We start from the raw sequence: 21,953 nt of genomic DNA on the forward strand, positions 1-21,953 counted from the left end.
GCCGCGGCGAGAACACCGCGTCCCCCGCGGCCACCCGGCCGACCGCGTCGACGAGCTCGGGCCCGGTGATGTTCTTGGTGACGTAGCCGCGGGCGCCCGCCCGGATGACGCCGATGACGTCCTCGGCGGCGTCGCTCACCGACAGGGCGAGGAAGCGCACCTCGGGGTGCCGGGCCGACACCTGCTTGATCACCTCGGTGCCGCCGCCCCCGGGCATGTGGACGTCGAGCAGCACCACATCGGGCAGCAGGCGGGTGATCGCGGCGACGGCGCTCGCCACGTCCTCGGCCTCGCCGACGACGTCGACCAGCCGCCCGACCTCGGCGCGGACGCCGGCGCGGAACATCGCGTGGTCGTCGACGATCACGACTCGGTGGCTCATCGGGTCTCCTCTGGCTGGTGCTCGGGTTCGTGGGTGCGCCGCCGCAGCGGCAGGCTGAGCCGGACCTCGGTGCCCTCGCCGGGTGCGGTGCGCACCTCGGCGACGCCGCCGTGACGCTCCATCCGGCCCTCGATGGACCCGCGGACGCCCATCCGGTCCAGGCCGACCGCCGCCCGGTCGAACCCCGTGCCGCGGTCGCGGACGAACACCTCGGCGGCGGAGGCGCCGACCTCGAGGTAGACGTCGACGCGTGCCGCCCCGGAGTGCTGGGCGGCGTTGGTCATGGCCTCGCGGGCGGCGCGCACCAGGGCGAGCACGTCGGGGTCCCCCTCGACGGCGACGTCGCCCACGCCCACCACCTCGATCGGCACGCGGTGCATCTCCTCGACGTCGGCGGCGTCGTCGGTCAGCGCCGCGCGGAGCGTGTCGGCCACCTCGCCGTCCTCGCCGTACAGCCACGCGCGCAGCTCGCGCTCCTGGCGACGGGCGAGCGTGCCGACGGTGGCGGGGTCGTGGGCGTTCTTCTGCAGCAGCGCCAGGGTCTGGAGCACCGAGTCGTGCAGGTGCGCGGCGACGTCGGCGCGCTCCTGCGAGCGGATGCGCTCGCGTCGCTCGGCGGTCAGGTCGGTGGTGAGCCGGTAGATCCACGGCCCGAGGATGAGCGCGACCCCGACGAGCGCGACGGCGAGCGCCGCGACGACGTCGGTGGCGACCGAGAAACCGCCGCTGCCGAGCAGCAGGAACCCGGCGGCGAGGACGACCAGCAGCGCACCGAGGGCACGGCGGCTCACGGCCTCCCAGCCGGTGGTGCCGACGACCCAGGTGCTCCACCGGTCGTCGTCGGCCTGGCGCCAGATCACCGCGACGCCGGCGACGCCGACCAGCAGCGGGACGAACAGGGTCCCGCCGGGGCCGACCCCGAGCCCGAGCACCTGCAGGAGCAGCACGACGCCGAAGCCGAGCGCGAGCAGCGCGACGGTCTGGACCAGCTCGGTGCGCGACATCGGGGACGGCGACGGCTGCGTGCGCAGCCCGCGTCGCGCGGCGGAGTCCAGACCGCCGCTGCGGCTCGGCTCCTCGATCGGCAGGACGCGCCAGTACACGGCGTAGGCGATCACGCCGGCGAACCCGAACCAGGTGGCCACCACGAACGCCAGGCGCACCCACACCACGTCGACGCCGACGTTGTCGGCGATGCCGCGGGCCACCCCGCCGATGACGCGCCGCTCGGCCGGCCGGACGGCGCGAGGCACCGGTCGTCCGTGCGTCGTGGAGGTGGTCACGCCCCGATCGTCACACGTCCGCGGACTCGCGTGCCACGGGTGCGTCACCCACCCGGACCAGGGTCGGGACCCGACGGGCTCAGGGTCCTGCCCGATGCGCAGGGGCAGACGCCCCGTCCACGATGGAGCCATGACCGAAGCACCCCCCGAGGCCGATCCGCCTCCCGCCGACCCGCCTCCCACCGACCAGGCCCCCACAGCCACGCCGCCGGTCCGCGGCTCGGTGTTCGAGGCCGTCCGCCCCGGCGACGACCGCGTCGTGGCCGGGGTCTGCGCCGGCGTCGCCCGCCAGCTGGGCATCGACCCGGTGATCCTGCGCGTGGCGGTCGGCGTCCTCACCCTGGTGGGACTCTCCGGCGCCATCATCTACGCGGTCGCGTGGGTCGTCCTGCCCGACGAGGCCACGGGCCGCAGCGTCGCCCAGGACCACCTGGGCGTCAAGGACAACGAGCCGCAGATCCGTGGCGCGGCCCTTGTCGTCGGCGGGATTCTGGCCCTGGTCAGCGGCTTCGGGCTCGTGGGCGAGGCCCCCTGGGACACCCCGTTCCCCTACATCGGGCTGCTGTCGATCGCGGGCCTGTGGTGGTGGGTGATCCGCCCGCACCAGCGCGCCGAGCGAGAGCGGCGCACCGCCGCCGGCCCGGTGCCCCCGCCGCCCCCGCCCGGGGACGGGCAGCAGACACTGGTCGGCTGGGGCGGCGTGCCCGGCCCCGTCGTCCCGCCGCGACCGGTGGACCCCCGTCACGACGGCGGGCGCCTGACCTGGGCCACGCTGGCCCTGGCGCTCGTCGCGACGGGGGTGCTCGGCGTCCTCGACGCGACCGGCACCTCGCTGCCGTGGAGCGCCTACCCCGCTGCCGCGCTCGGCGTCATCGGCGTCGGGATGCTCGTCGGCACCGTCTTCGGCAACGCCCGCCCCCTCGTGCTCCCCGCCGTCCTGGTCGGCCTGGCGCTGGCGGTCGCCACGGCCCTGCCGACCCCGACCGTCGGGCAGCGCACCTACCAGCCCGCCGACGCGGCGTCGGTGCGGTCGACGTACGAGCTGGGCGTGGGCAGCCTGCGTCTGGACCTCACCGGGGTGTCCGACCCCGACGCGCTCACCGGACGCGAGGTCCGGCTCCAGAACGGCCTCGGCGAGGTGGTCGTCACCGTGCCCCGCGATCTCGCGGTCTCGGTCGAGGCCCGCTCGCGAGCCGGTCAGGTGGACGCCCTCGGACGACGCGTCGACGGCAGCCCGACCTCGCTCGACGTGCCGGCACCCGCCGGCACGCCCCACCTGCGCCTGGTCGTCGGCCAGAACGCCGGACAGATCGAGGTGATCCGCCGATGAGCACGCACCGGTTCGACTGGCAGGGACTGGCCTGGGGCGGACTCGCCCTGGCGGTGGTGGGCCACTGGCTCGCGCGCGAGCTGGGGCTCGTCGACACTGGCGACCTGGCCCTGCTGCTCCCCCTCGTCCTGATCGTCGCCGGGGTCGTCGGGGTCGCCGTCTCGGTGCTCCGCCCCCGCCGTCCCGCGCGTCCCGCGCACCAGTCCGTCCACCCACCCGCACCGACCCAGGAGGAGCTCCCATGAGCACCCACCCGTACCACCCGCCCGTCCGCCTCACCCGGAGCCGCGACGACCGCTGGATCTCCGGCGTCTGCGGAGGCGTCGCCGAGCGCCTGGACATCGACGCCAACCTCGTCCGCGCCGTCGTCGTGGTGGCCACGCTCGTGGGCTTCGGCTCGGTGGTCGTGGCCTACCTGCTGGCCTGGCTCCTGATGCCGCTCGAGGAGCGCTGACGAGCCTTCCACTCCTCGCGGGCGGCGTACGCCGTCCGCGGGAAGTCGGTGAAGACGCCGTCGACGCCGGTGTCGAAGAACGCCTCGTACTCGGCGGCGGCGTCGCCGTGGTCGGTCGGCTCGTCCCCGTGGCGGAGCTCGGCCGGCAGGTAGACGTTCTCGTCGCGCAGGGTCCAGACCACCACCTCGAGGTCGTGGGCGTGGGCGTCGTCGACCAGCGAGGACGGCTCGGTGCTGCGGCCCTGCGCGTCGCGCGGCAGCACCTGCAGCTTGTTGGCGCCGACGGCGTCGGCGTAGGTCGCCACCTCCGCCAGCCCCTCGGCGCTGGAGAGGTCGGCGTACGTCCGCGGGTCGCCGGCCGCCGTGAGGTCGTAGGGGGCCCCGAGGTCCCACAGCAGCTGCACGATCGTGAGGTCGCACGCGCTGCGCAGGTCGCGCAGCGCCCGCGTCTCCATCGACTCCAGCTGGACGGGCACCCGGCCGGCCGTCGCGAGGTCGTGACGGTCGAGCACCCCGAGCACGAGGTCGGCCAGGTCGTGGCCGAGCACCCCGTAGTAGGTGGGGTGCTTGAGCTCGACGCACAGGCCCACCGGCGTCTCGCGCGCCCGGTTGACCTCGCCCAGCAGGGCGCACAGCTCGTCGAGGGTGAGGATGCCGTGCTGGTCGTCCTGGCGCGTGTTGTCCGGTCGCACGTTCGGGCGCGCCTCACGGGCGCGCAGGGTGCGGATCTCGGCGAGCGTGAAGTCCTCGGTGAACCAGCCCGTGACCTCGACGCCGTCGACCCACCGGGTGGTGTGCCGGTCGGCGAACTCCGGACGGTCGGCGACGTCGGTGCAGTGCGCGATGTCGTTGGCGTGCCGCACCACCAGGTGTCCGTCGGAGGTCAGCACCACGTCGGGCTCGAGCAGGTCGGCACCCTGCTCCACCGCCAGCTCGAAGGCCGCGCGCGTGTGCTCCACCCGTTCCCCGCTCGCACCTCGGTGCGCCACGATCCACGGCTCCACCCCTCCAGCGTGGCACGTGAGGGGTCGAGGACGGCGGGAGGCTCGCGGCGAGTCGTCAGTGCGGCGTGCGGCCGAGGGAGGCCGGCGGCACCGAGGGGACCGACGGCTCCGACGGCAGCAGCGCGATCGGCCGCGACCGGCGCACGGCGAGCCACGCGAGCACGTCGGCACCCGGCATCGGTCGGGCGAGCCCGTACCCCTGGTAGGAGTCGCAGCCCATCTCGGCGACCAGGGCGGTCGTGAGGTCGTTCTCGACGCCCTCGGCCACCACGCGGAGCCCGAGGTCGTGGGCGAGCGTGACCGTGGCGCGGACGATCGTCGAGTCGGCGGAGACCTGCTCGAGCCGGACGACGAACGACCGGTCGATCTTCACCTCGTGCACCGGGAGCCGGTCGAGGTAGGACAGCGAGGAGTGCCCCGTGCCGAAGTCGTCGACCGACAGACGCACGCCGAGGCCGTGCAGCGCCGTCAGCACCGCGAGGCTCCGCTCGGGGTCGCGCATCGCGTCGCTCTCGGTGAGCTCGACGACGAGCGCCTCGGGCGGCGTGGCCGTCGCACGGAGCTCGGCGGCCACCCGGTCGACCAGCCGCGGGTCGGCGACGTCGGCGGGCGTGACGTTGACGGACACGACGAGCCGGTGGCCGGAGCGTGCCCACTCGGCCCGGGCCTCGAGCGCGCGACGCAGCACGGTGCCGGTCAGCTCGTGGATCAGGCCGGTGCGGTGCGCCACCGCCACGATCTCGGGCGGGGGCACGAAGCCGAACTGCGGGTGCTGCCACCGCAGGAGCGCCTCGAACCCGGTGACCGAGCCGGTGCGGGCGTCGGCCTGCGGCTGGAAGTACAGCTCCAGGGCCCCGTCGGCCAGGGCGACCTTGAGGTCGGCGGCGAGGGCGAGCCGGCGTGCGGTCGAGTGCCCGTCCTCGGCCCGGTAGTCGCGCACGCCGCTGCGGTCGGCCTTGGCGGCGTACATCGCGACGTCGGCCTGGGCCAGGATCTCGTCGGCGCTCTGGGAGCTCCCGTTGAAGGTGGTGACGCCGATGCTGGCCGACGTGGTCAGCCCGACCCCGAGCAGGGGCACCGGCGCGCTGAGCACGTCGTGCAGCGTCGCGGCGTGGGCGAGCGCGGTCTCCACGTCCAGGCCGGGCAGCAGGACGGCGAACTCGTCGCCGCCCAGACGGGCCACCAGCCCGTCGCTCGCCTCGGCGAGCAGCGATCCCGTCACCGTCAGCAGCCGGTCGCCGGCGCTGTGGCCGAGCGTGTCGTTGACGTCCTTGAAGTCGTCGAGGTCGAGCAGCAGCACCGCGGTGCTCGACTCGTCGCCCATCGCCTCGCGGACGGCCTGCTGGAACGCGCGACGGTTGGGCAGCCCGGTGAGGGGGTCGTGCATCGCCTCGTGGGCGCGCTCGTCGGCCAACCGGCGCAGCCGGTCGACCGCGCGGGCCTTGTCCAGGGCGACGGCGGTGTGCCCGCCGACGGCCTCGAACACGCGCAGGTCCTCGGGGCCGAACGTCTCCTCCTCGAAGGTCCGGTCGGTCACCAGCAGCACGCCCGCGACCTCGCCGTCTGGTCGCAGCGGGACGGCGAGACCGTCGCGCGGCGCGTCGCCGGCGGGCTCCGACGCCCCCCGCTTGAACAGCACCGGCTGGCCGCCCAGCGCCGCGGACCACCACGCCCGTGACGCACCGAGGTCGACGTCCTCGATCCTCAGCACGCCGGCGGACCAGGTGAGGTGGCGACCCGGCTCGTCCCCGTCGGGCAGCACGACGAGCTGGGCGGTCGTGGCGTGCATCAGTCGCGACGCCTCGGACAGGATGCTGGCGACCGCGTCCTCGAGCTCGGCCTGGTGGCTGGTGGACCCGACGAACTGGTAGAGCAGCTGCAGGCGCGTGTGGCCCCGGGCGAGCCGGACGTGGATCCGGTACCCGGCCACCAGCAGGGCCACCAGGACGCCGAGCAGCGGGAGCGCGGTCGGGCTCGCGACGACGAGCGTCACGAGCAGCAGGGCGACGCAGGTGTTGACCATCGCCGCCGGGATGCCGGTACGGATCGCCTCGCGCAGCACGGCGGAGTCGAAGCGCGAGTCGGTCAGGCTGATGGCGGCCGTCACCGCGGCGGCCGAGATCAGGTCGACGACCAGCACCGCCGCTGCGGCCGCGAGCCAGGCGCGGGGGCCGACGGGATCGGCGCCGGCGAGGACCGCGTGGAAGACGACCGCACCGAGTGCCGCCTCCAGGCTGAGCATCGCCAGGTTGAACCCCAGCTTCAGACCCCTCACGCGGGTCCACAGCACGAGCGCCAGGCCCGCGCCGAGCACGTAGGCCGAGACGTACTGCTGCGGGGCCAGGAAGGCCAGGCCGGCCACCGCGGGGATCTCCCGCAGGACGTGGCTGTGCGAGCTGCGCTCGGCGGGCAGGTGGATGACCAGGACCTCGGCGAGCGCGAACAGCGGCACCAGCACGAACCAGCCCGTCGTGGGCACGGCCGCCTGCGGGCTGACCACGAGTCCGGGCACGGCGATGGCGGCCGCCAGGGCCGCCATCACCGCGCTCAGCTGCCACACCCGGCGCTCGGGCCGGGTGGCACGCTCGACGAGCGTCGTCATCTCACCTCATCTCGGGTGCGTCCGGGACGGACGCACGGTGGGCTCAGGACACGCTGCGCCAGGACCGGCCGACCCAGCCGCCGGCACGCCAGCTGCGACCCAGCCAGGAGTCGGCGCGCCAGCTGCGGCCCTCCCAGCCGGTGTTGCGCCAGCTCCGGCCCTCCCAGACCGAGTCCGACCAGTCGTGGGTCGACCAGGCCAGGCCGCTCCACGAGTCGCCGTCCCAGGCGGCCGCCCGGTGGTCGTCGCCGTCCCAGCCGTTCCCGGTCCAGGTGCGGCCGTTGAACTCGCCCTTCTTCCATGACTTCTGCTTGGCGGAGGCGGCCGACCACGACTTGCCGTCCCAGGGCGAGCCCAGGGCGTCGACCTCGCCGGCCAGGACCGCACCGTTGCTCGGGTCGATCACGTGCTCGCCGCCGCGGGACGCGTCGAGCGAGCCGGTGCCGGTGGAGGCGGGCAGGTCGGTGCCGATGCGCAGGCCGAGCAGGGGCGTGGTGATCGCGCGGGCGACGTCGGTGACGCCGGCGCCCATCTCGGGGCGGCTGTGGACGAGCGGACGGGCCGTCGCCTTGAGCAGGGCCTTGACCTGGTCGGGCGTGAGCGACGGGCGGGCCTGGAGCAGCAGCGCCACCTCGCCGGCGGTCACGGCGGTGGCCTGCGAGGTGCCGGAGCCGCGGAAGAAGCGGCCCGTGGCGTCGCCGGTCACGCGACCCTCGGGGTGGAAGGTGTCGATGTAGGAGCCGGGGACCCGCAGGGAGACGATCGACCTGCCGGGCGCGATCACGTCGGCGCGTCGGGTCGTGCTGCCGCCGTTGCTGAAGTCGGCGACGACGTCGTCGAGCGTCGACTCGGTGCCGACGTGGTCGACGGCGCCCACCGCGAGCACGTGCGGGTCGACGGCGGGCATCAGGAGCGAGGGGGCCTCGAGGCCGTCGTTGCCGGCCGCCGCGACGACGACGATGCCGGCGTTCCAGGCGTTCTCGACGGCGCGGGCCAGGGGGTCGACCTGCCACGGCTGCACCGACTGCGTGCCGTAGGCGAGGTTGATGACACGGACGTTCATGCCGTTGTCCTTGCGGTGCGCGACGACCCAGTCGAGGGCGGCGATCACCTGGGTGACGTCGGCGGCGCCGTCGGCCGCGCCGACCTTCATGTTGAGCAGCTGCGCGTCGGGCGCGACGCCGGCGAAGCCGTTCGCACCGGCGTCCTTGCCGGCGATGATCCCGGCCATGTGGGTGCCGTGGCCGAAGCCGTCGACGTAGCGGGTCCCGGCGCGCTGCCCCTCGAAGGACAGGTCCGGACCGTTGACGACCTTGCCGGCGGCGTCCAGACCCTCGACGGGGGCGATGCCGGTGTCGACGACGGCGACCGTGACTCCCTTGCCCGTCATCCTGCGCGTGAGCACGGAGGTGAGGCCGACCGAGGAGACCACCGAGGTCAGCGAGCCCTCGTCACGGGTGGCGCGGTAGACGCCGCCGACCAGGGAGTCGGCCACCTCGGCGGCCGAGACGTCGCCCCAGGCCGAGTCGCCGATCGCGGCCCCGTCGGCGACCACGACCTCGGGATCGGACTCGGTGGCGTCCCCCGACGAGGCGGTCGCCGGCAGGGCACCGGCGACGCCGACGGCCATGCAGGCGAGCGTCACCAGGGACGCGCGCGAGGTCCAACGAGTGCCCCGGGCCGCCGGACGCGGCGTCGTCTGCTTCTTCACTCGCTCAGTCTGGGGGATCACTCCCCTCCGTATTGAGGGTTTCCTCAATTCTTCTACACATTCTTGATGAGTCACAGGACGAACGGCACGAACCGGACGTCCGTCGCCGGTGCGACCCGGGTCACACCCGACCGCCCCCGGAGAAAACCGGTGGCAGGTCGCAACGACTCGTTCGTAGATTGGGTGGGCCATGAAGACCCTCCCCCTCCCCGACCCGGGGCGCCCCGACCTGCGGTCGGCCGACCGCTACCTGCTGTGGATCGTGCGGTCGCAGGGGTGGCGCCTGGTGGGTGCGATCGCGTTCGGGATCGTCTGGATGGTCGCCCAGGCGCTGATGCCCGCGGTCATCGGGCGCGCGATCGACACCGGTCTCGGCGACGACGACCGCGCCGGCCTGCTCCTGTGGGCCGGCGTCCTGCTCGGCGTCGGGGTGGTCCAGGCCGCCGCGGGCGTGATGCGCCACCGCTTCTCGGTCGGCATGTGGCTCGACGCCGCCTACCGCACGGTCCAGCTGGTCAGCGACCAGACGGGCCGCCTCGGCGCGACGCTGCGCAAGCGCGTCGCCACCGGCGAGGTGGTGAGCGTCGGCGCCAACGACATCGCCAACGTCGGCAACTCCGTCGACGTGCTCGGACGGACGGCCGGCGCGCTCGTGTCGTTCCTCGTGGTGGCCGGGCTGCTCCTGACGAGCTCGGTCGAGCTGGGCCTGCTCGTGCTCATCGGCATGCCGCTGCTGCTGCTCGCGATCGGCCCCGTCCTCGGCCCGCTCCAGCGTCGCAACGCCGAGGCGCGCGAGCTGCAGGGCGGGCTGAACAACCTCGCGAGCGACATCGTCGGCGGCCTGCGCGTCCTGCGCGGGGTCGGCGGCGAGGACGTCTTCCACCGCCGCTACGCCGAGGAGTCGCAGCGCGTCCGCGTGGCGGGGGTCCGCGTCGGCCGCACGCAGTCGCTCCTCGACGCGCTGCAGGTCCTGCTGCCGGGCGTCTTCGTCGTGCTCGTGGTCTGGCTCGGTGCGCGGTTCGCCGCCGAGGGTCGGATCAGCGCCGGGGAGCTGATCGCGTTCTACGGCTACTCGACGTTCCTGCTGCTGCCCCTGCGCACGGCCACCGAGTTCGCCAACAAGATCATCCGTGCCCGCGTCGCGTCGGGCCGGGTCGTGCGGATCCTCGTGCTCGAGCCCGAGCACCTCGACCCGCACGACCCGGTGGCCGAGCCCCGCGGCGGGGAGCTGGTGGACCACCGGGCCGGCTTCGTCGCGCGCGAGGGCGAGCTGACGGTCGTCGTCGCCGACGAGCCGCAGGTGGCCTCCGACCTCGCCGACCGGCTCGGACGGTTCGCACCGGGCGACGTCACGCTGGACGGGGTCGCGCTCGACGCCCTGCCGCTCGACGTCGTGCGGCGGAGGGTCGTCGTCCACGACACCCAGAGCATGCTCTTCAGCGGCGACCTGCGCGTCGGCCTCGACGTGCGCGAGCACGCCGACGACGCCCAGGTGCACGCCGCGGTCGAGGCCGCGTCGGCGCAGGACGTCGTCGACGGGCTGCGCGGCGGCCTGCACGCCGAGGTCGAGGAGCGCGGTCGCTCGTTCTCCGGCGGGCAGCGTCAGCGCCTGGCGCTCGCCCGCGCGCTGCTGACCGACGCCGACGTGCTGGTGCTCGTCGAGCCGACGTCGGCCGTCGACGCGCACACCGAGGCGCGCATCGCGGCCACGCTCAAGCAGCACCGCGCCGGACGCACCACGGTGGTCGTCTCGTCCAGCCCGCTCGTGCTCGACGTCGCCGACGTCGTCGCGTTCGTGTCCGACGGCCAGGTCGTGGCGAGCGGCACCCACCACGGCCTCCGTGAGGACTCGGCGGCCTACCGCGCCGTCGTCGACCGTCAGGACGAGGAGGTCCGCGCATGAGCACGATCCTGCCCGTCGCCGACATCGCCGAGGTCCGTCGCAGCGCCCGCGAGATGGGCCGCCGGCACCGCCGTCCGCTCGTGCGGATGCTGCTGCTGCACGGCTCGGCCGCGATCGCCGGGCTCGCCGTGCCGCGCCTGGTGGGCGAGCTGGTGCAGTCCGTCGGCGACGGCACCACGCTGCGGACGATCGACGAGATCGCGCTGGCCATCGGCACCTGCCTGCTCGTCCAGACCCTGCTGACGCGGTACGCCCGCCTCGCGTCGTTCACCCTCGCCGAGACCGTCCTGGCCGACCTCCGCGAGGACTTCGTCGACGACGCCCTGGCGCTGCCCGTCGGCGAGGTCGAGCGGGCCGGCACCGGAGACCTGCTCACCCGCACGTCGCGCGACGTCGAGGCCCTGGGGTGGTCGGTGCGGTTCGCGGTGCCCGAGATGATCATCGCGGCGATGACGGTGGTCTTCACGGTCGTCGCGTCGCTGCTCGTGGGCTGGTGGGTCGGCCTGCCGCTGCTGCTCGCGGTGCCCATCCTGTGGGCCGTCATGCGCTGGTACCTGGCACGCGCGAAGGACGGCTACCTGCGCGAGAACGCGTCGTACGCCCGCATCAACACGACGCTGGCCGAGACGGCCGAGGGCGCGCGCACCGTCGAGGCCCTCGGGCTGCAGCGTGCCCGCAAGCGCCGCATGGACGACGACATCGCCCGGTCGTACTCGGCCGAGCGCTACACCCTGCGTCTGCGCACGATCCTGTTCCCGGTGGTCGAGATGGCCTACCTGGTGCCCACGGTCGCGACGCTCGTCCTCGGCGGCGTGCTGTACTCGCGCGGTCAGGCGTCCCTGGCCGACGTCACGGCCGCCACGCTCTACGTCCAGTTCCTCATCGACCCGCTCGACCGGCTGATCAGCTGGGCCGACGAGCTGCAGATCGGCGCCGCGTCGCTGGCCCGCCTGCTGGGCATCCGCTCGGTGCCCGACGACCGCGAGCCCAGCGGACGCGAGCCCGCCGGCGACCGTCTCGTCGCCACCGACGTCCGCTTCTCCTACACCCCCGACCGCGAGGTGCTGCACGGCATCGACCTCGACCTCACCCCCGGCGAACGTCTCGCCGTCGTCGGGCCCTCCGGCGCGGGCAAGTCGACGCTCGGCCGGCTGCTCGCGGGCATCCACCCGCCCAGCCACGGCAGCGTCGAGGTCGGCGGCGTCGGTCTCACCGAGCTGCCCCTGGACGACCTGCGTGGACGCGTCGCGCTCGTCACCCAGGAGCACCACGTGTTCGTCGGGACGCTGCGCGACAACCTGGCACTGGCCGCGCGCGGGCCCGCCGACGACGACCACCTGCGCTCGGCGCTGGAGTCCGTCGACGCGCTCCCCTGGGTCACGGCGCTGCCCGACGGCCTCGACACCGTCGTCGGCTCCGGCGGCCACGCCCTCACCGACGCCGAGTCGCAGCAGCTCGCCCTGGCGCGCCTGGTGCTCGCCGACCCGCACACCCTCGTCCTCGACGAGGCCACGTCGCTGATCGACCCCCGCTCCGCCCGCCACCTCGAGCGGTCCCTCGCGGCCGTGCTCGAGGGCCGCACCGTCGTCGCCATCGCGCACCGCCTCTACACCGCCCACGACGCCGACCGCGTCGCCGTCGTCGAGGACGGACGCATCAGCGAGATCGGCAGCCACGACGAGCTCGTGGCGCTGGGCGGGTCCTACGCCGCCCTCTGGGAGTCCTGGAACCGCTGAGGCGCCCGGCATCCCGCCTGGCCGCGTTGCCCGCGACTCGACGAACAAGACCAGTTCGCCTTCGTCGCGGCGCCTTGCCATCCGGGCCCCGGACACCTCAGCCCGAGGTCGGACCCGCATCCGCCGGACGAGTTGATTCGCGCACCCACAGCCGAGCCGGCAGCGGCGGCCCGACCGGCGAGCTAGACCACCCGCACCCCACCGGACCGCCGCGGATCGGCCGCGGCCGACAAGCCCAGCACGGGGTCGTGGAGCGCGGCGGCGACGCCGCCGAAGTACATGTCGTGGGCGGGGTAGGCGAGGGTCTCGCCGAGGCCGTCGGGCAGGGGCGCGCCGGCCTCGTGGTCGACCACCTCGGTGACGCGGCCGTGGCCGGGGACCCGCACGTGGACGCGGGGGTGGTCGACGGCGTCGACCAGGCTCATCCCGCCCGCGAACCCGGCGACGACCTGCGCGACGGCCGTCGAGATCCGGTCGGCCCCCGGTGACCCGACCGCGAGCACCGCGCCGTCGTCGCGGCGTCCGACGGTGGGCGCCATGTTGGAGCGCAGGCGGGTGCCGGGCGGGAGCGCGTGGCGTCCGAAGCGGTTCAGCTCGGGCTCGCCGAGGCAGTTGTTGAGCCAGACGCCGGTGTCGCCGGCCATCACGCCCGACCCGTAGCCCGACGACGCCGTCACCGAGCAGGCGCCGCCGCCCGCGTCGACCGCGGACACGTGCGTGGTGGACGGCGACTCCAGGGCGCGGAGGCCGTCCTCGTCGGCGAGCGCGAGGAACGACCGCGCCGCCTCCCCGAGGTCGGGCGCGGTGTCGAGCGTGGACACGCGGTGACCGAGCACGGCGCGCTGGACCTCCAGCAGGTGCGCGACGTCGTCGGTGGTCCAGCGATCGCGCGGGCGGTCGTCCATCAGCGAGAGCATCGCCGCCACGCAGATGCCGCCGACGGACGGGTGCGGGTTGGTGCCGAGCGTCCAGGAACCGGCGCGCGCCGTCAGGCTCGGGCGGACGACGACCTCGTACGCGGCGAGGTCGTCGCGGGTCATCAGGCCGCCGAGGCGCTGGACGGCGTCGGCGATGCGGGTGCCGACCGACCCGGTGTACATCGCCGACGGCCCCTCGGTGGCGATGGCGCGGAAGGTGTCGGCCAGGCCGTCGACGACGACGTGCTCGCGCAGCTCCCCGTCGGCGTCGTGCAGCGCGTCGCGGCTGAAGGCGTCCCAGCCGAAGATCTCGTCGTGCACGTAGGACAGGTAGTGCCGGCTCGCCGAGCCGATCGCGAAGCCGCCGCGGGCCACCTCGATCGCGGGCGCGACCACGCTCGCCCAGGGCAGCGAGCCCCAGCGGCGGTGCGCCTCGCCGAGCGCCATCACTCCCCCGTGCGTGCCCACCGAGCCCGCGCCGATGGTCGCCGTGACGCCGCCGCCGTACGCGGTGGTGACGTCCCACGTGCCCGAGCCGAACCGGCCCGGGTCGGCACCGCGTCCGGGCATCTCCACCCAGCCGTCGACGGTGGTGGGCGCGGCGTCGCCCGGCGGCTGCACGGTGACGAACGCACCCGAGCTGAGCGAGACGATGCCTACCTCGTTGACCATCGTCACCAGGCTCGCGGCGAGGGCGACGTCGACGGCGTTGCCGCCGGCGCGGGCCACCTCGGCCCCGGCCTCGGCCGCGAGCTCGGACGGGCCGGCCACGGCGACGGTCGGTGAGGTCACCGCGTGACGGTACCGCCCGGGGTGCGGCGCGGCATGAGCAGCAGGGCGACGACCAGCAGCAGCGACACCGTCGCGGCGGCCACGAACACCTGGTGGACGGCGGGCTGCAGGACGTCCGCGGGCACCGAGCCGCCCGTCACGCCCTGGGTGCCGATGCGCCCGGCGACGGCCGCGTTGGCCAGCGCACCGAAGATCGCGACCCCCACCGCGCTGCCCATCGACCGGGAGAACATCTGGGTGCCGGTGACGACGCCGCGCTGCTCCCAGTCGACCGACGACTGCGCGGCGACGAGCGTCGGGCTCGCCACGAACCCGAACCCCAGGCCGATGACGAAGCAGCTCGCGGCGACCTGCCCGACGCTGCTGCCGGCGTCGAGGAGCACCAGCGACGCCGAGCCGAGCAGCACGACGGCGGTGCCGATCAGGCCCGTGTCGCGGAAGCCGATGCGCAGGTACACGCGGCCGACGAGGGCGCCGGCGATGGGCCAGCCGACCGTCATCGCGGCGAGCGCGAAGCCGCCGACCAGCGCACCGTGGCCGAGCACGCCCTCGACGTAGAGCGGCACGTACGACGACAGGCCCACCACGAGCGCACCGATGCCGACGTTGGCGAGGTTGGTGCCGATCAGCAGCCGCCGGGTGAAGATCCAGCCGGGGATGACGGGCTCGGCGGCACGCCGCTCCACCAGGACGAACCCCGTCAGCGCGAGCGCGGCGACGACGAACACGCCGATCCCGACGGGCGAGGCCCACGGCCACGTCGTGCCACCCTGCAGCAGCCCGAGCACGAGCAGCGACGCCCCGACCACCAGCAGGGTCGCGCCGGTGACGTCGATCGAGCGCTTCGTGCGCTCGACGCGCTCGGTGAACCCGCGCAGCAGCATCACCGCGGCGACGGCCCCGAGCGGCACGTTGACCAGGAAGATCCACCGCCACGTCAGGTACTCGGAGAACAGGCCGCCGAGGGTGGGACCGACGACGGCCGACGCGCCCCAGACGCTCGCGATGTACGCCTGCACCTTGGCGCGCTCGGCGACGGTGTAGAGGTCGCCGACGATCGTCATGCTCATGGGCATCACCGCTCCGGCGCCGAGCCCCTGCACGGCGCGCGCCACGATCAGCACGGGCATGCTCCACGCGAGGCCGCACAGCACCGAGCCGGCCACGAACAGCCCGATGCCCAGCAGCATCACCGGGCGCCGTCCGAGCAGGTCGGACGCCTTGCCGAACAGCGGCGTCGTCACCGCCTGGGCCAGCAGGTAGGCCGAGAACAGCCACGGGAAGAGCGCGAAGCCTCCGAGGTCGCCGGTGATCGACGGCACGGCGGTGGCCAGGATGGTGGCGTCGATGGCCACCAGGCCGGTCGCGAGCATGATCGCCAGCAGCACCGGGCCGCGCTCGGAGCGCAGACCGACGGCGGTGGGGCGCAGGTCGGTGGTCACGTCTGGGGCCAACCGGCTGCGGCGCGCAACCATTCCCGACCGGAGGGACGGGTCGGTGGCGTGGATCACACGAGCACGGCACTATCGAGGCGTCGCCCCTTCCTCGGACCCCAGGAGCCCCCATGCGCAGCACCATGCAGGACGTCCCGCTCACGATCGGCGCGATCCTGCGCCACGGGGCCGAGGTGCACGGCGACGGCGAGGTCGTCACGTGCACGGCCGACGGGACCCGGTCGAGGGGCTACGGCGAGGTCGTCGAGCGCGTCGGACGCCTCGCCAACGCCCTGCGCCGCCTCGGCATCGACGGCGACCAGCGCGTCGGCACGTTCTGCTGGAACAACGCCGAGCACCTCGAGGCCTACCTGGCCGTGCCGTCGATGGGCGCGGTGCTCCACACCCTCAACATCCGGTTGTTCCCCGAGCAGGTGACGTACATCGTCAACCACGCCGAGGACCAGGTGGTGATCGTCGACGCGTCGCTCGTCGTCCCGTTCGGCAAGCTGCTGCCCACCTTCGAGACGGTGCGTCACGTCGTCGTCGCCGGGCCCGAGGCGGCCGACGCGGACCTGTCGCCGCTGGAGGTCGAGGGCGTCGAGGTGCACCTGTACGAGGACCTCCTCGCCGCCGAGGAGAGCACCTTCGAGTGGCCCGAGCTGGACGAGAGGGACGCCGCCGCGATGTGCTACACCAGCGGCACCACGGGCAACCCCAAGGGCGTGGTCTACAGCCACCGCTCGGCCTACCTGCACTCGATGGCCGTCTCGCTCGGCATCAACGCCGGCCTGACGCCTCGCGACCGGGTGCTGCCGGTCGTCCCCATGTTCCACGCGAACGCCTGGGGCCTGGCGTACGCGGCGTTCATGATGGGCTCCTCGCTCACGATGCCCGACCGCTGGCTGCAGGCCGAGCCGCTGGTCGGCTTCATCGAGGCCTCGCGCCCCACCGTCTCCGGCGGCGTGCCGACGGTCTGGAACGACGTGCTGGGCTACCTCGACGCGCACGAGGACGCCGACGTCAGCTCGCTGCGGCTCGTGCTGTGCGGCGGCTCGGCGGTGCCCGTCTCGCTGCAGAAGGCGCTCGACGAGCGGCACGGCGTGCGGATGATCCAGGCGTGGGGCATGACCGAGACGTCGCCCGTCGCGTCGGTCAGCCTGCCGCCGCTCGGCGCCGAGGGCGAGGACGCCTGGCGCTACCGCGGCACCCAGGGGCGCCTGCTGCCCGGGGTCTTCGGCCGGATCGTCGGCGAGGACGGCACCGTCCAGCCGCGCGACGGCGAGGCCGTCGGCGAGCTCGAGGTGCGCGGCTCGTGGGTCACCGGCGCCTACTACAAGGACGACGACCCCGAGAAGTTCCGCGACGGCTGGCTGCGCACCGGCGACGTCGGCACCCTCGACGCGCTGGGCTTCATCACGCTCACCGACCGCGCCAAGGACGTGATCAAGTCCGGCGGCGAGTGGATCTCGTCGGTCGACCTCGAGAACGCGCTCATGGCGCACCCCGACGTGGTCGAGGCGGCCGTCGTCGGCATCCCGGACGAGAAGTGGCAGGAGCGCCCGCTCGCCAACGTCGTCGTGCGCGAGGGCGCGGACGTGACGGCGGCGCAGCTGCGCGAGTTCCTGTCCGACTCCGTCGCCGCCTGGCAGCTGCCCGACGCGTGGGCCTTCATCCCCGAGGTGCCCCGCACGTCGGTGGGCAAGTTCGACAAGAAGGTGCTCCGCCGCAGCTTCGCCGACGGCGAGCTGGACGTGGACTACACCCGCAAGGGGTGACGTCGCAGGGCCGTAGGATGGGCCACGGTGCGCCGGGAAGTCTGGTCGGCATGATGCCGTCGACCCTCCAGGAGCCACCGTGACCCAGCCCACCCGCCTGTTCGCCCGGGGGTCGTGGCGCGAGTCGTCCCGCATCGCCGAGGTGCTGCGCGGCGAGACCACGGGCGGCCTGCTGCTCATCGTCGGCGCCGTCGTCGCGATCGTGTGGGCCAACACCCCGTGGGCGGACGTGTACAGGTCGGTCCGTGACTTCCGGGTCGGGCCGTCGGCGCTGCACCTCGACCTGTCGATCGGCACCTGGGCGGCCGACGGTCTGCTCGCGATCTTCTTCTTCGTCGTCGGCCTGGAGCTCAAGCGCGAGTTCGTCGCCGGCGACCTGCGCGACCCCCGACGGGCGGCTCTGCCGATGGCGGCCGCGGTGGGCGGCATGGCCGTCCCCGCGCTGGTCTTCGTCGCGTGGAACCTCGGCGCAGGCGGCGACCTGCGCGGCTGGGCCATCCCCACGGCCACCGACATCGCGTTCGCCGTCGCGATCCTCGCGGTGATCAGCACCCACCTGCCGACGGGCCTGCGGACGTTCCTGCTGACGCTCGCCGTCGTCGACGACCTGCTGGCCATCACGATCATCGCGATCTTCTACACCAGCGAGCTGCAGCCGCTCTACCTGCTCGCCGCGGCCGTGCCGATCGGCCTGTTCGCCCTGCTCGTGCAGCGGCGCGTCCGGTCGTGGTGGCTGCTGATCCCCCTGGCGGTGGTCGCCTGGGGCCTGGTGCACGAGTCCGGCGTGCACGCGACGGTGGCGGGCGTGCTGCTGGGCTTCACCGTGCCCGTGCTGCGTCGCGACGGCGCCGACGGCCCCGGCATGGCCGAGCACCTGGAGAAGCTGGTCCGGCCGGTCTCGGCGGGTCTCGCGGTGCCCGTCTTCGCCTTCTTCGCCGCCGGCGTCACCGTCGGCGGGCTCAGCGGGCTGGCCGAGTCGCTCACCGACCCCGTCGCGCTCGGCATCCTCACCGGGCTGGTCGTGGGCAAGACCGTCGGCATCACAGGCTCGACCTGGTTGCTGTCGCGCTTCACCCGGGCCGAGCTGGACGACGACCTCGCCTGGATCGACGTCGTCGGCATGGCGATGCTCGCCGGCATCGGCTTCACGGTCTCGCTGCTGATCGGCGAGCTCGCGTTCGGGCAGGGCAGCGAGCGCGACGAGCACGTCAAGGTCGGGGTGCTGGTGGGGTCGGTGGTCGCCACGCTCCTGGCGAGCGTCGTGCTCCGCTCGCGCAACCGCGTGTACCGCCGCGTCGCCGAGCGGGAGTCCGCCGACCTCGACGGCGACGGCGTCCCCGACGTCTACCAGGAGCGCCCGTCGGACCCCCGTGACAGCATGGAGCGATGACCTCGCGACCCGCCCTGCGCATCGTGGCCGCCCTCGTCGGACCGGTCGCGCTGACGGTGGCCGGTGCCACCCACCCGGCCCACCTCACCGCCGACTCGGCGTCCTGGTGGCGCGACCTGCACGTGATCATGCTGCCGCTGTTCCCCCTGCTGGGGCTGAGCGTCTGGGCATTGCTCCACCGCGTGCGCGAGGGCGTCGACGGGTGGCTGGCGATCGTCGCGCGGGTGCTCGCCTTCGTGTACGCGATGTTCTACACCGGTCTCGACGTGCTGGCGGGGATCGGCGCGGGTGCCCTGACCGAGCACCGCACCATGGGCGGTGAGATCGGGTCGGCCAACTCCGTCATGTTCTTCCAGGGCAACATCCTGGCCGAGGTCGGCACGTGGTCGCTGCTCGTCGCGTTCGCACTGGTGGGCGTCGTCCACCTGCGCCGTGTCGGCCCCCTGTCGCTGGTGGGCACCGTCGTCCTGCTGGGCGCCTCGTACTCGTTCGTCACGTCGCACGTGTACTGGCCGCGCGGCGTGCTGACCATGGTCGCCTTCGGGGTCGGCGTCGCGCTGCTGCTCCTTGCCGAGCGGCGCGCGGGGCGCACGTCCGTCGCCGACCGGGAGCCCGTGCCGGCATGACCGCGCGGCTCGGTCTCGGCACGGCCGCGCTGGGTCGGCCCGAGTACCTCAACGTCGGGCACGGCGACGACCTCGGCGGGCGGTACGACGTCGACCTGCTGCGCGAGCACGCGCACGCCGTCCTCGACGCCGCGTGGGACGCGGGCGTCCGGCACCTCGATGCCGCGCGATCCTACGGCGCGGGCGAGGAGTTCGTCGGGGGCTGGCTGGCGAGCCACCCCGGCCGCCGCGCGGAGGTGACCGTCGGGTCCAAGTGGGGGTACACCTACGTCGCGGGGTTTGCGCGCGGGGCGTCCGAGCACGAGGTCAAGGACCACTCGCTCGCGACGTTCGAGCGTCAGTGGCCCGAGACCCTCGACGCGCTCGGCGGGCCGCCCGACCTCTACCTCGTGCACAGCCTGACCGCCGACAGCCCCGCCCTCGACGACGCCGCCCTGCTCGGCCGGCTGTCCGGCCTCGCCGCCGACGGCGTGCGCGTCGGGCTGTCCACGAGCGGGCCGACGCAGGGCGAGGTCCTGCGTCGCGCGCTCGACCTGGACGGGCCGTTCAGCACCGTCCAGGCCACCTGGAACCTGCTCGAGCCGTCCGCCGGCGACGCCCTCGCCGAGGCCTCGGCGCACGGGTGGACGGTGGTGGTCAAGGAGGCCGTGGCCAACGGACGCCTGGCAAAGCCGGGCACGTCGTCGGCGCTCGACGACGCCGCCACGTCGCTCGGCGTGGGCCGTGACGCCGTCGCGCTGGCCGCCGCGATGGCGCAGCCGTGGGCCGACGTCGTGCTCAGCGGGGCGTCCACCGTCGAGCAGCTGCGGGCCAACGCGCTCGCCGCGGACGTCGACGTCGAGCTCGACGGCCTTGCTCAGGACCCCGGTCAGTACTGGGCCGAGCGGTCCGCGATGACGTGGAGCTGAGGGTCAGCCCAGCTCGCCGGTGACGGCCTCGGCCCAGACCACGACCGCGTGCGCCCCGGGGTCGGGCGTGCCCTTCGCCCGCTCGCCCAGGTAGCTGGCGCGGCCCACCTTGGCGACCGTCCCGGCGGTCGACGCGGTGCCCGCGCGGGCGGCCTCGACGGCCTGCGCCGCGGCGTCCTGCGCGCCGGCGTCGAGCTGCTCGGTGAGGGTGGCGCCCAGCGGCACCAGCGCGTCGAGCATCGTCCGGTCGCCGAGCGACGCGCCGCCGACCTCGGCGATGCCGTCGGCACCGGCCGTCACCGCGCGGGCCCAGGTGGCGGGGTCGGAGGCGTCGCCGTCGTCGACGACGGCCGCGGCGCGCATCAGCATGATCGAGTACAGCGGGCCCGACGTGCCGCCGATGACGCGGCGCAGGGTGCCGGCCACGTGACGCAAGGCCTCGGCCGGGTCGGCGGGCAGCGCGTCGATCTCGTCCTGGACGGCGCGGGCGCCGCGGTCGAGGCCGGTGCCGAGGTCGCCGTCGCCGACCTCGCTGTCCATCCGGGTGAGCTCGGGCTCGGCGTCGCGCAGGGCGGCGCACGCGGCCGTCAGCGCACGGTGGACGGGTGAGTCGGCGGCGAGGTGCTCGGAGCCGTCAGGCTCGGCCTCGGTGGGTGGCGCCGGCACGGTGACGGGCGCGGCGATCCGTCCGCGGTGGGCGGCGGGCCAGGCGGACGTCTCGGTGGGCGCGTCGAGCGCGGCGAGCAGGTCGTCGTCGACCTCGAGCACCGAGATCGAGCAGCCGGCCATGTCGAGCGCGCTGAGGAACGTGCCCGCCCACAGCCGCTCGACGACGACGTCGCGACGGCGCAGGGCGGCCAGCGCGCCGCGGGCGACGATGTCGAGCTCACCGGGAGGCGTGGCGCCCAGGTCGTTGACCACGACGGCGACGCGCGCGCCGGCGCCGATCCGGCGGTCGGTGGTGACGGTGTCGACGAGGCGCTCGGCGACCTCGTCGGCGGTGACCATGGTGCCGCGCTCGACGCCGGACTCGCCGTGGATGCCCAGGCCCCACTCGATCTCGTCCTCGGCCAGCTCGAAGCCCGGGTGGCCCACCGCGGGCACGGTGCAGGCGCTGAGGGCGACGCCCATCGTCCCCACGCGGTCGGCCACGGTCTTCGCCGCGGCGGTGACGGCCGCGAGGTCACGTCCCGCGGCAGCGGCGGCACCCGCGGCCTTGTGCACCAGGATCGTGCCGACCAGCCCGCGACGTCCGGCGTGCTCGCCGTCCTCGGCCAGCGCGACGTCGTCGCCGACGACCACCATCGACACGTCGGTGCCCTCGGCGCGGGCGATCTCGGCGGCGAGGCCGAAGTTGAGCCGGTCGCCGGTGTAGTTCTTGACCACGAGCAGCACGCCGGCCGGCCCGGCGACCGCACGGATCGCGGCGAGCACGGCGTCCGTCGACGGCGAGGTGAAGACGTCGCCGACCACCGCGCCGGTGAGCATGCCCGGCCCGACGTACCCGGCGTGCGCGGGCTCGTGGCCCGCTCCCCCGCCGGACAGGATCGTGACCTCGCCGCGCCCCGCGACGTCCGCGTGGTCGGCCCGCAGCGCGACCGTCTGCCCCTCCAGCAGCACCAGCCCCGGGTTCCCCGACGCCAGTCCCTCCAGCATCTCGGGCACCACGTCCTGCACCGCGTCGATCAGCTTCTTCATGCCCCG

Annotated in this window: 17 protein-coding genes; 9 read left to right on the plus strand and 8 right to left on the minus strand. The window is 74.4% G+C overall.

The window, feature by feature from the left end:
- Positions 1-382, minus strand: a 382-nt coding sequence (locus tag ACI6PP_RS16815; RefSeq protein WP_421112769.1) for a response regulator, incomplete at its 3' end; no start/stop codon positions are given.
- On the minus strand, positions 379-1,665 hold the full coding sequence (locus ACI6PP_RS16820) for a PspC domain-containing protein (protein ID WP_421112770.1): 1,287 nt from the start codon (positions 1,663-1,665) through the stop codon (positions 379-381). The genes ACI6PP_RS16820 and ACI6PP_RS16815, both read right to left, overlap by 4 nt.
- 130 nt (positions 1,666-1,795) lie before the next feature.
- Between ACI6PP_RS16820 and ACI6PP_RS16825 the strand changes: the two genes are divergently transcribed.
- The 3 genes from ACI6PP_RS16825 to ACI6PP_RS16835 are packed head-to-tail and all read left to right on the plus strand — an operon-like array spanning position 1,796 to position 3,449.
- On the plus strand, positions 1,796-2,995 hold the full coding sequence (locus tag ACI6PP_RS16825; protein ID WP_421112771.1) for a PspC domain-containing protein: 1,200 nt from the start codon (positions 1,796-1,798) through the stop codon (positions 2,993-2,995).
- Positions 2,992-3,240 (plus strand): hypothetical protein, encoded by a 249-nt coding sequence (locus ACI6PP_RS16830; protein ID WP_421112772.1) that lies wholly within the window; start codon positions 2,992-2,994, stop codon positions 3,238-3,240. Before ACI6PP_RS16825 ends, ACI6PP_RS16830 begins: the two co-directional genes overlap by 4 nt.
- Complete coding sequence (locus ACI6PP_RS16835; RefSeq protein ID WP_421112773.1) at positions 3,237-3,449, plus strand: PspC domain-containing protein; 213 nt, start codon at positions 3,237-3,239, stop codon at positions 3,447-3,449. The genes ACI6PP_RS16830 and ACI6PP_RS16835 overlap by 4 nt, the downstream gene beginning before the upstream one ends.
- Here the strand turns inward: ACI6PP_RS16835 and ACI6PP_RS16840 are convergent.
- From ACI6PP_RS16840 to ACI6PP_RS16850, 3 genes are read right to left on the minus strand one after another with little or no spacing between them, the layout of a single operon-like run.
- Positions 3,407-4,453, minus strand: a complete 1,047-nt coding sequence (locus tag ACI6PP_RS16840; RefSeq protein ID WP_421112774.1) for a glycerophosphodiester phosphodiesterase family protein — start codon at positions 4,451-4,453, stop codon at positions 3,407-3,409. The two genes, ACI6PP_RS16835 and ACI6PP_RS16840, sit on opposite strands and share 43 nt — an antisense overlap.
- Positions 4,454-4,508: 55 nt before the next feature.
- Positions 4,509-7,055, minus strand: a complete 2,547-nt coding sequence (locus tag ACI6PP_RS16845) for a putative bifunctional diguanylate cyclase/phosphodiesterase (RefSeq protein WP_421112775.1) — start codon at positions 7,053-7,055, stop codon at positions 4,509-4,511.
- A 43-nt stretch (positions 7,056-7,098) separates the two neighbouring features.
- Complete coding sequence (locus ACI6PP_RS16850; RefSeq protein ID WP_421112776.1) at positions 7,099-8,766, minus strand: S8 family serine peptidase; 1,668 nt, start codon at positions 8,764-8,766, stop codon at positions 7,099-7,101.
- A 190-nt stretch (positions 8,767-8,956) separates the two neighbouring features.
- Here ACI6PP_RS16850 and ACI6PP_RS16855 point away from each other — a divergent pair, with 190 nt between their 5' ends.
- Together ACI6PP_RS16855 and ACI6PP_RS16860 are read left to right on the plus strand one after the other, a co-directional pair.
- A complete protein-coding gene (locus tag ACI6PP_RS16855; protein WP_421112777.1) occupies positions 8,957-10,669 on the plus strand; it encodes an ABC transporter ATP-binding protein in 1,713 nt (570 codons plus the stop codon).
- Positions 10,666-12,405 (plus strand): ABC transporter ATP-binding protein, encoded by a 1,740-nt coding sequence (locus ACI6PP_RS16860; protein ID WP_421112778.1) that lies wholly within the window; start codon positions 10,666-10,668, stop codon positions 12,403-12,405. The genes ACI6PP_RS16855 and ACI6PP_RS16860 overlap by 4 nt, the downstream gene beginning before the upstream one ends.
- A gap of 182 nt (positions 12,406-12,587) precedes the next feature.
- Here ACI6PP_RS16860 and ACI6PP_RS16865 read toward each other — a convergent pair whose 3' ends face one another.
- Together ACI6PP_RS16865 and ACI6PP_RS16870 are read right to left on the minus strand one after the other, a co-directional pair.
- On the minus strand, positions 12,588-14,114 hold the full coding sequence (locus ACI6PP_RS16865) for a gamma-glutamyltransferase (RefSeq protein WP_421112779.1): 1,527 nt from the start codon (positions 14,112-14,114) through the stop codon (positions 12,588-12,590).
- Positions 14,111-15,556 (minus strand): MDR family MFS transporter, encoded by a 1,446-nt coding sequence (locus tag ACI6PP_RS16870; protein ID WP_421112780.1) that lies wholly within the window; start codon positions 15,554-15,556, stop codon positions 14,111-14,113. Before ACI6PP_RS16870 ends, ACI6PP_RS16865 begins: the two co-directional genes overlap by 4 nt.
- Positions 15,557-15,678: 122 nt before the next feature.
- On the opposite strand from ACI6PP_RS16870, the gene ACI6PP_RS16875 reads away from it, so the two are divergent.
- From ACI6PP_RS16875 to ACI6PP_RS16890, 4 genes are all read left to right on the plus strand, one after another.
- Positions 15,679-17,325, plus strand: coding sequence for a fatty acid--CoA ligase (locus ACI6PP_RS16875; protein ID WP_421112781.1), 1,647 nt, complete (start codon positions 15,679-15,681; stop codon positions 17,323-17,325).
- Positions 17,326-17,404: 79 nt separating this feature from the next.
- Positions 17,405-18,715: a Na+/H+ antiporter NhaA gene (nhaA, locus tag ACI6PP_RS16880; protein WP_421112782.1), complete on the plus strand. Its 1,311-nt coding sequence runs from the start codon at positions 17,405-17,407 to the stop codon at positions 18,713-18,715.
- Complete coding sequence (locus tag ACI6PP_RS16885; protein ID WP_421112783.1) at positions 18,712-19,341, plus strand: hypothetical protein; 630 nt, start codon at positions 18,712-18,714, stop codon at positions 19,339-19,341. The genes nhaA and ACI6PP_RS16885 overlap by 4 nt, the downstream gene beginning before the upstream one ends.
- On the plus strand, positions 19,338-20,249 hold the full coding sequence (locus tag ACI6PP_RS16890) for an aldo/keto reductase (protein ID WP_421112784.1): 912 nt from the start codon (positions 19,338-19,340) through the stop codon (positions 20,247-20,249). Before ACI6PP_RS16885 ends, ACI6PP_RS16890 begins: the two co-directional genes overlap by 4 nt.
- Before the next feature lie 3 nt (positions 20,250-20,252).
- Here ACI6PP_RS16890 and dhaL read toward each other — a convergent pair whose 3' ends face one another.
- Positions 20,253-21,947: a dihydroxyacetone kinase subunit DhaL gene (dhaL, locus tag ACI6PP_RS16895; protein WP_421112785.1), complete on the minus strand. Its 1,695-nt coding sequence runs from the start codon at positions 21,945-21,947 to the stop codon at positions 20,253-20,255.
- Positions 21,948-21,953 lie beyond the last annotated feature (6 nt).

Origin of the sequence: Solicola agrisoli, assembly GCF_049059935.1 — a bacterium.
GTDB lineage: Bacteria > Actinomycetota > Actinomycetes > Propionibacteriales > Nocardioidaceae > JAURVT01.

What these genes read in the sequence shown, in the direction of transcription:
- ACI6PP_RS16825 (WP_421112771.1), top strand. Translation starts at nt 1,796, where the DNA reads ATGACCGAAGCACCCCCCGAGGCCGATCCGCCTCCCGCCGACCCGCCT.
- ACI6PP_RS16830 (WP_421112772.1), top strand. Translation starts at nt 2,992, where the DNA reads ATGAGCACGCACCGGTTCGACTGGCAGGGACTGGCCTGGGGCGGACTC.
- ACI6PP_RS16835 (WP_421112773.1), top strand. Translation starts at nt 3,237, where the DNA reads ATGAGCACCCACCCGTACCACCCGCCCGTCCGCCTCACCCGGAGCCGC.
- ACI6PP_RS16845 (WP_421112775.1), bottom strand. Translation starts at nt 7,055, where the DNA reads ATGACGACGCTCGTCGAGCGTGCCACCCGGCCCGAGCGCCGGGTGTGG.
- ACI6PP_RS16855 (WP_421112777.1), top strand. Translation starts at nt 8,957, where the DNA reads ATGAAGACCCTCCCCCTCCCCGACCCGGGGCGCCCCGACCTGCGGTCG.
- ACI6PP_RS16860 (WP_421112778.1), top strand. Translation starts at nt 10,666, where the DNA reads ATGAGCACGATCCTGCCCGTCGCCGACATCGCCGAGGTCCGTCGCAGC.
- ACI6PP_RS16875 (WP_421112781.1), top strand. Translation starts at nt 15,679, where the DNA reads ATGCGCAGCACCATGCAGGACGTCCCGCTCACGATCGGCGCGATCCTG.
- ACI6PP_RS16885 (WP_421112783.1), top strand. Translation starts at nt 18,712, where the DNA reads ATGACCTCGCGACCCGCCCTGCGCATCGTGGCCGCCCTCGTCGGACCG.
- ACI6PP_RS16890 (WP_421112784.1), top strand. Translation starts at nt 19,338, where the DNA reads ATGACCGCGCGGCTCGGTCTCGGCACGGCCGCGCTGGGTCGGCCCGAG.
- dhaL (WP_421112785.1), bottom strand. Translation starts at nt 21,947, where the DNA reads ATGAAGAAGCTGATCGACGCGGTGCAGGACGTGGTGCCCGAGATGCTG.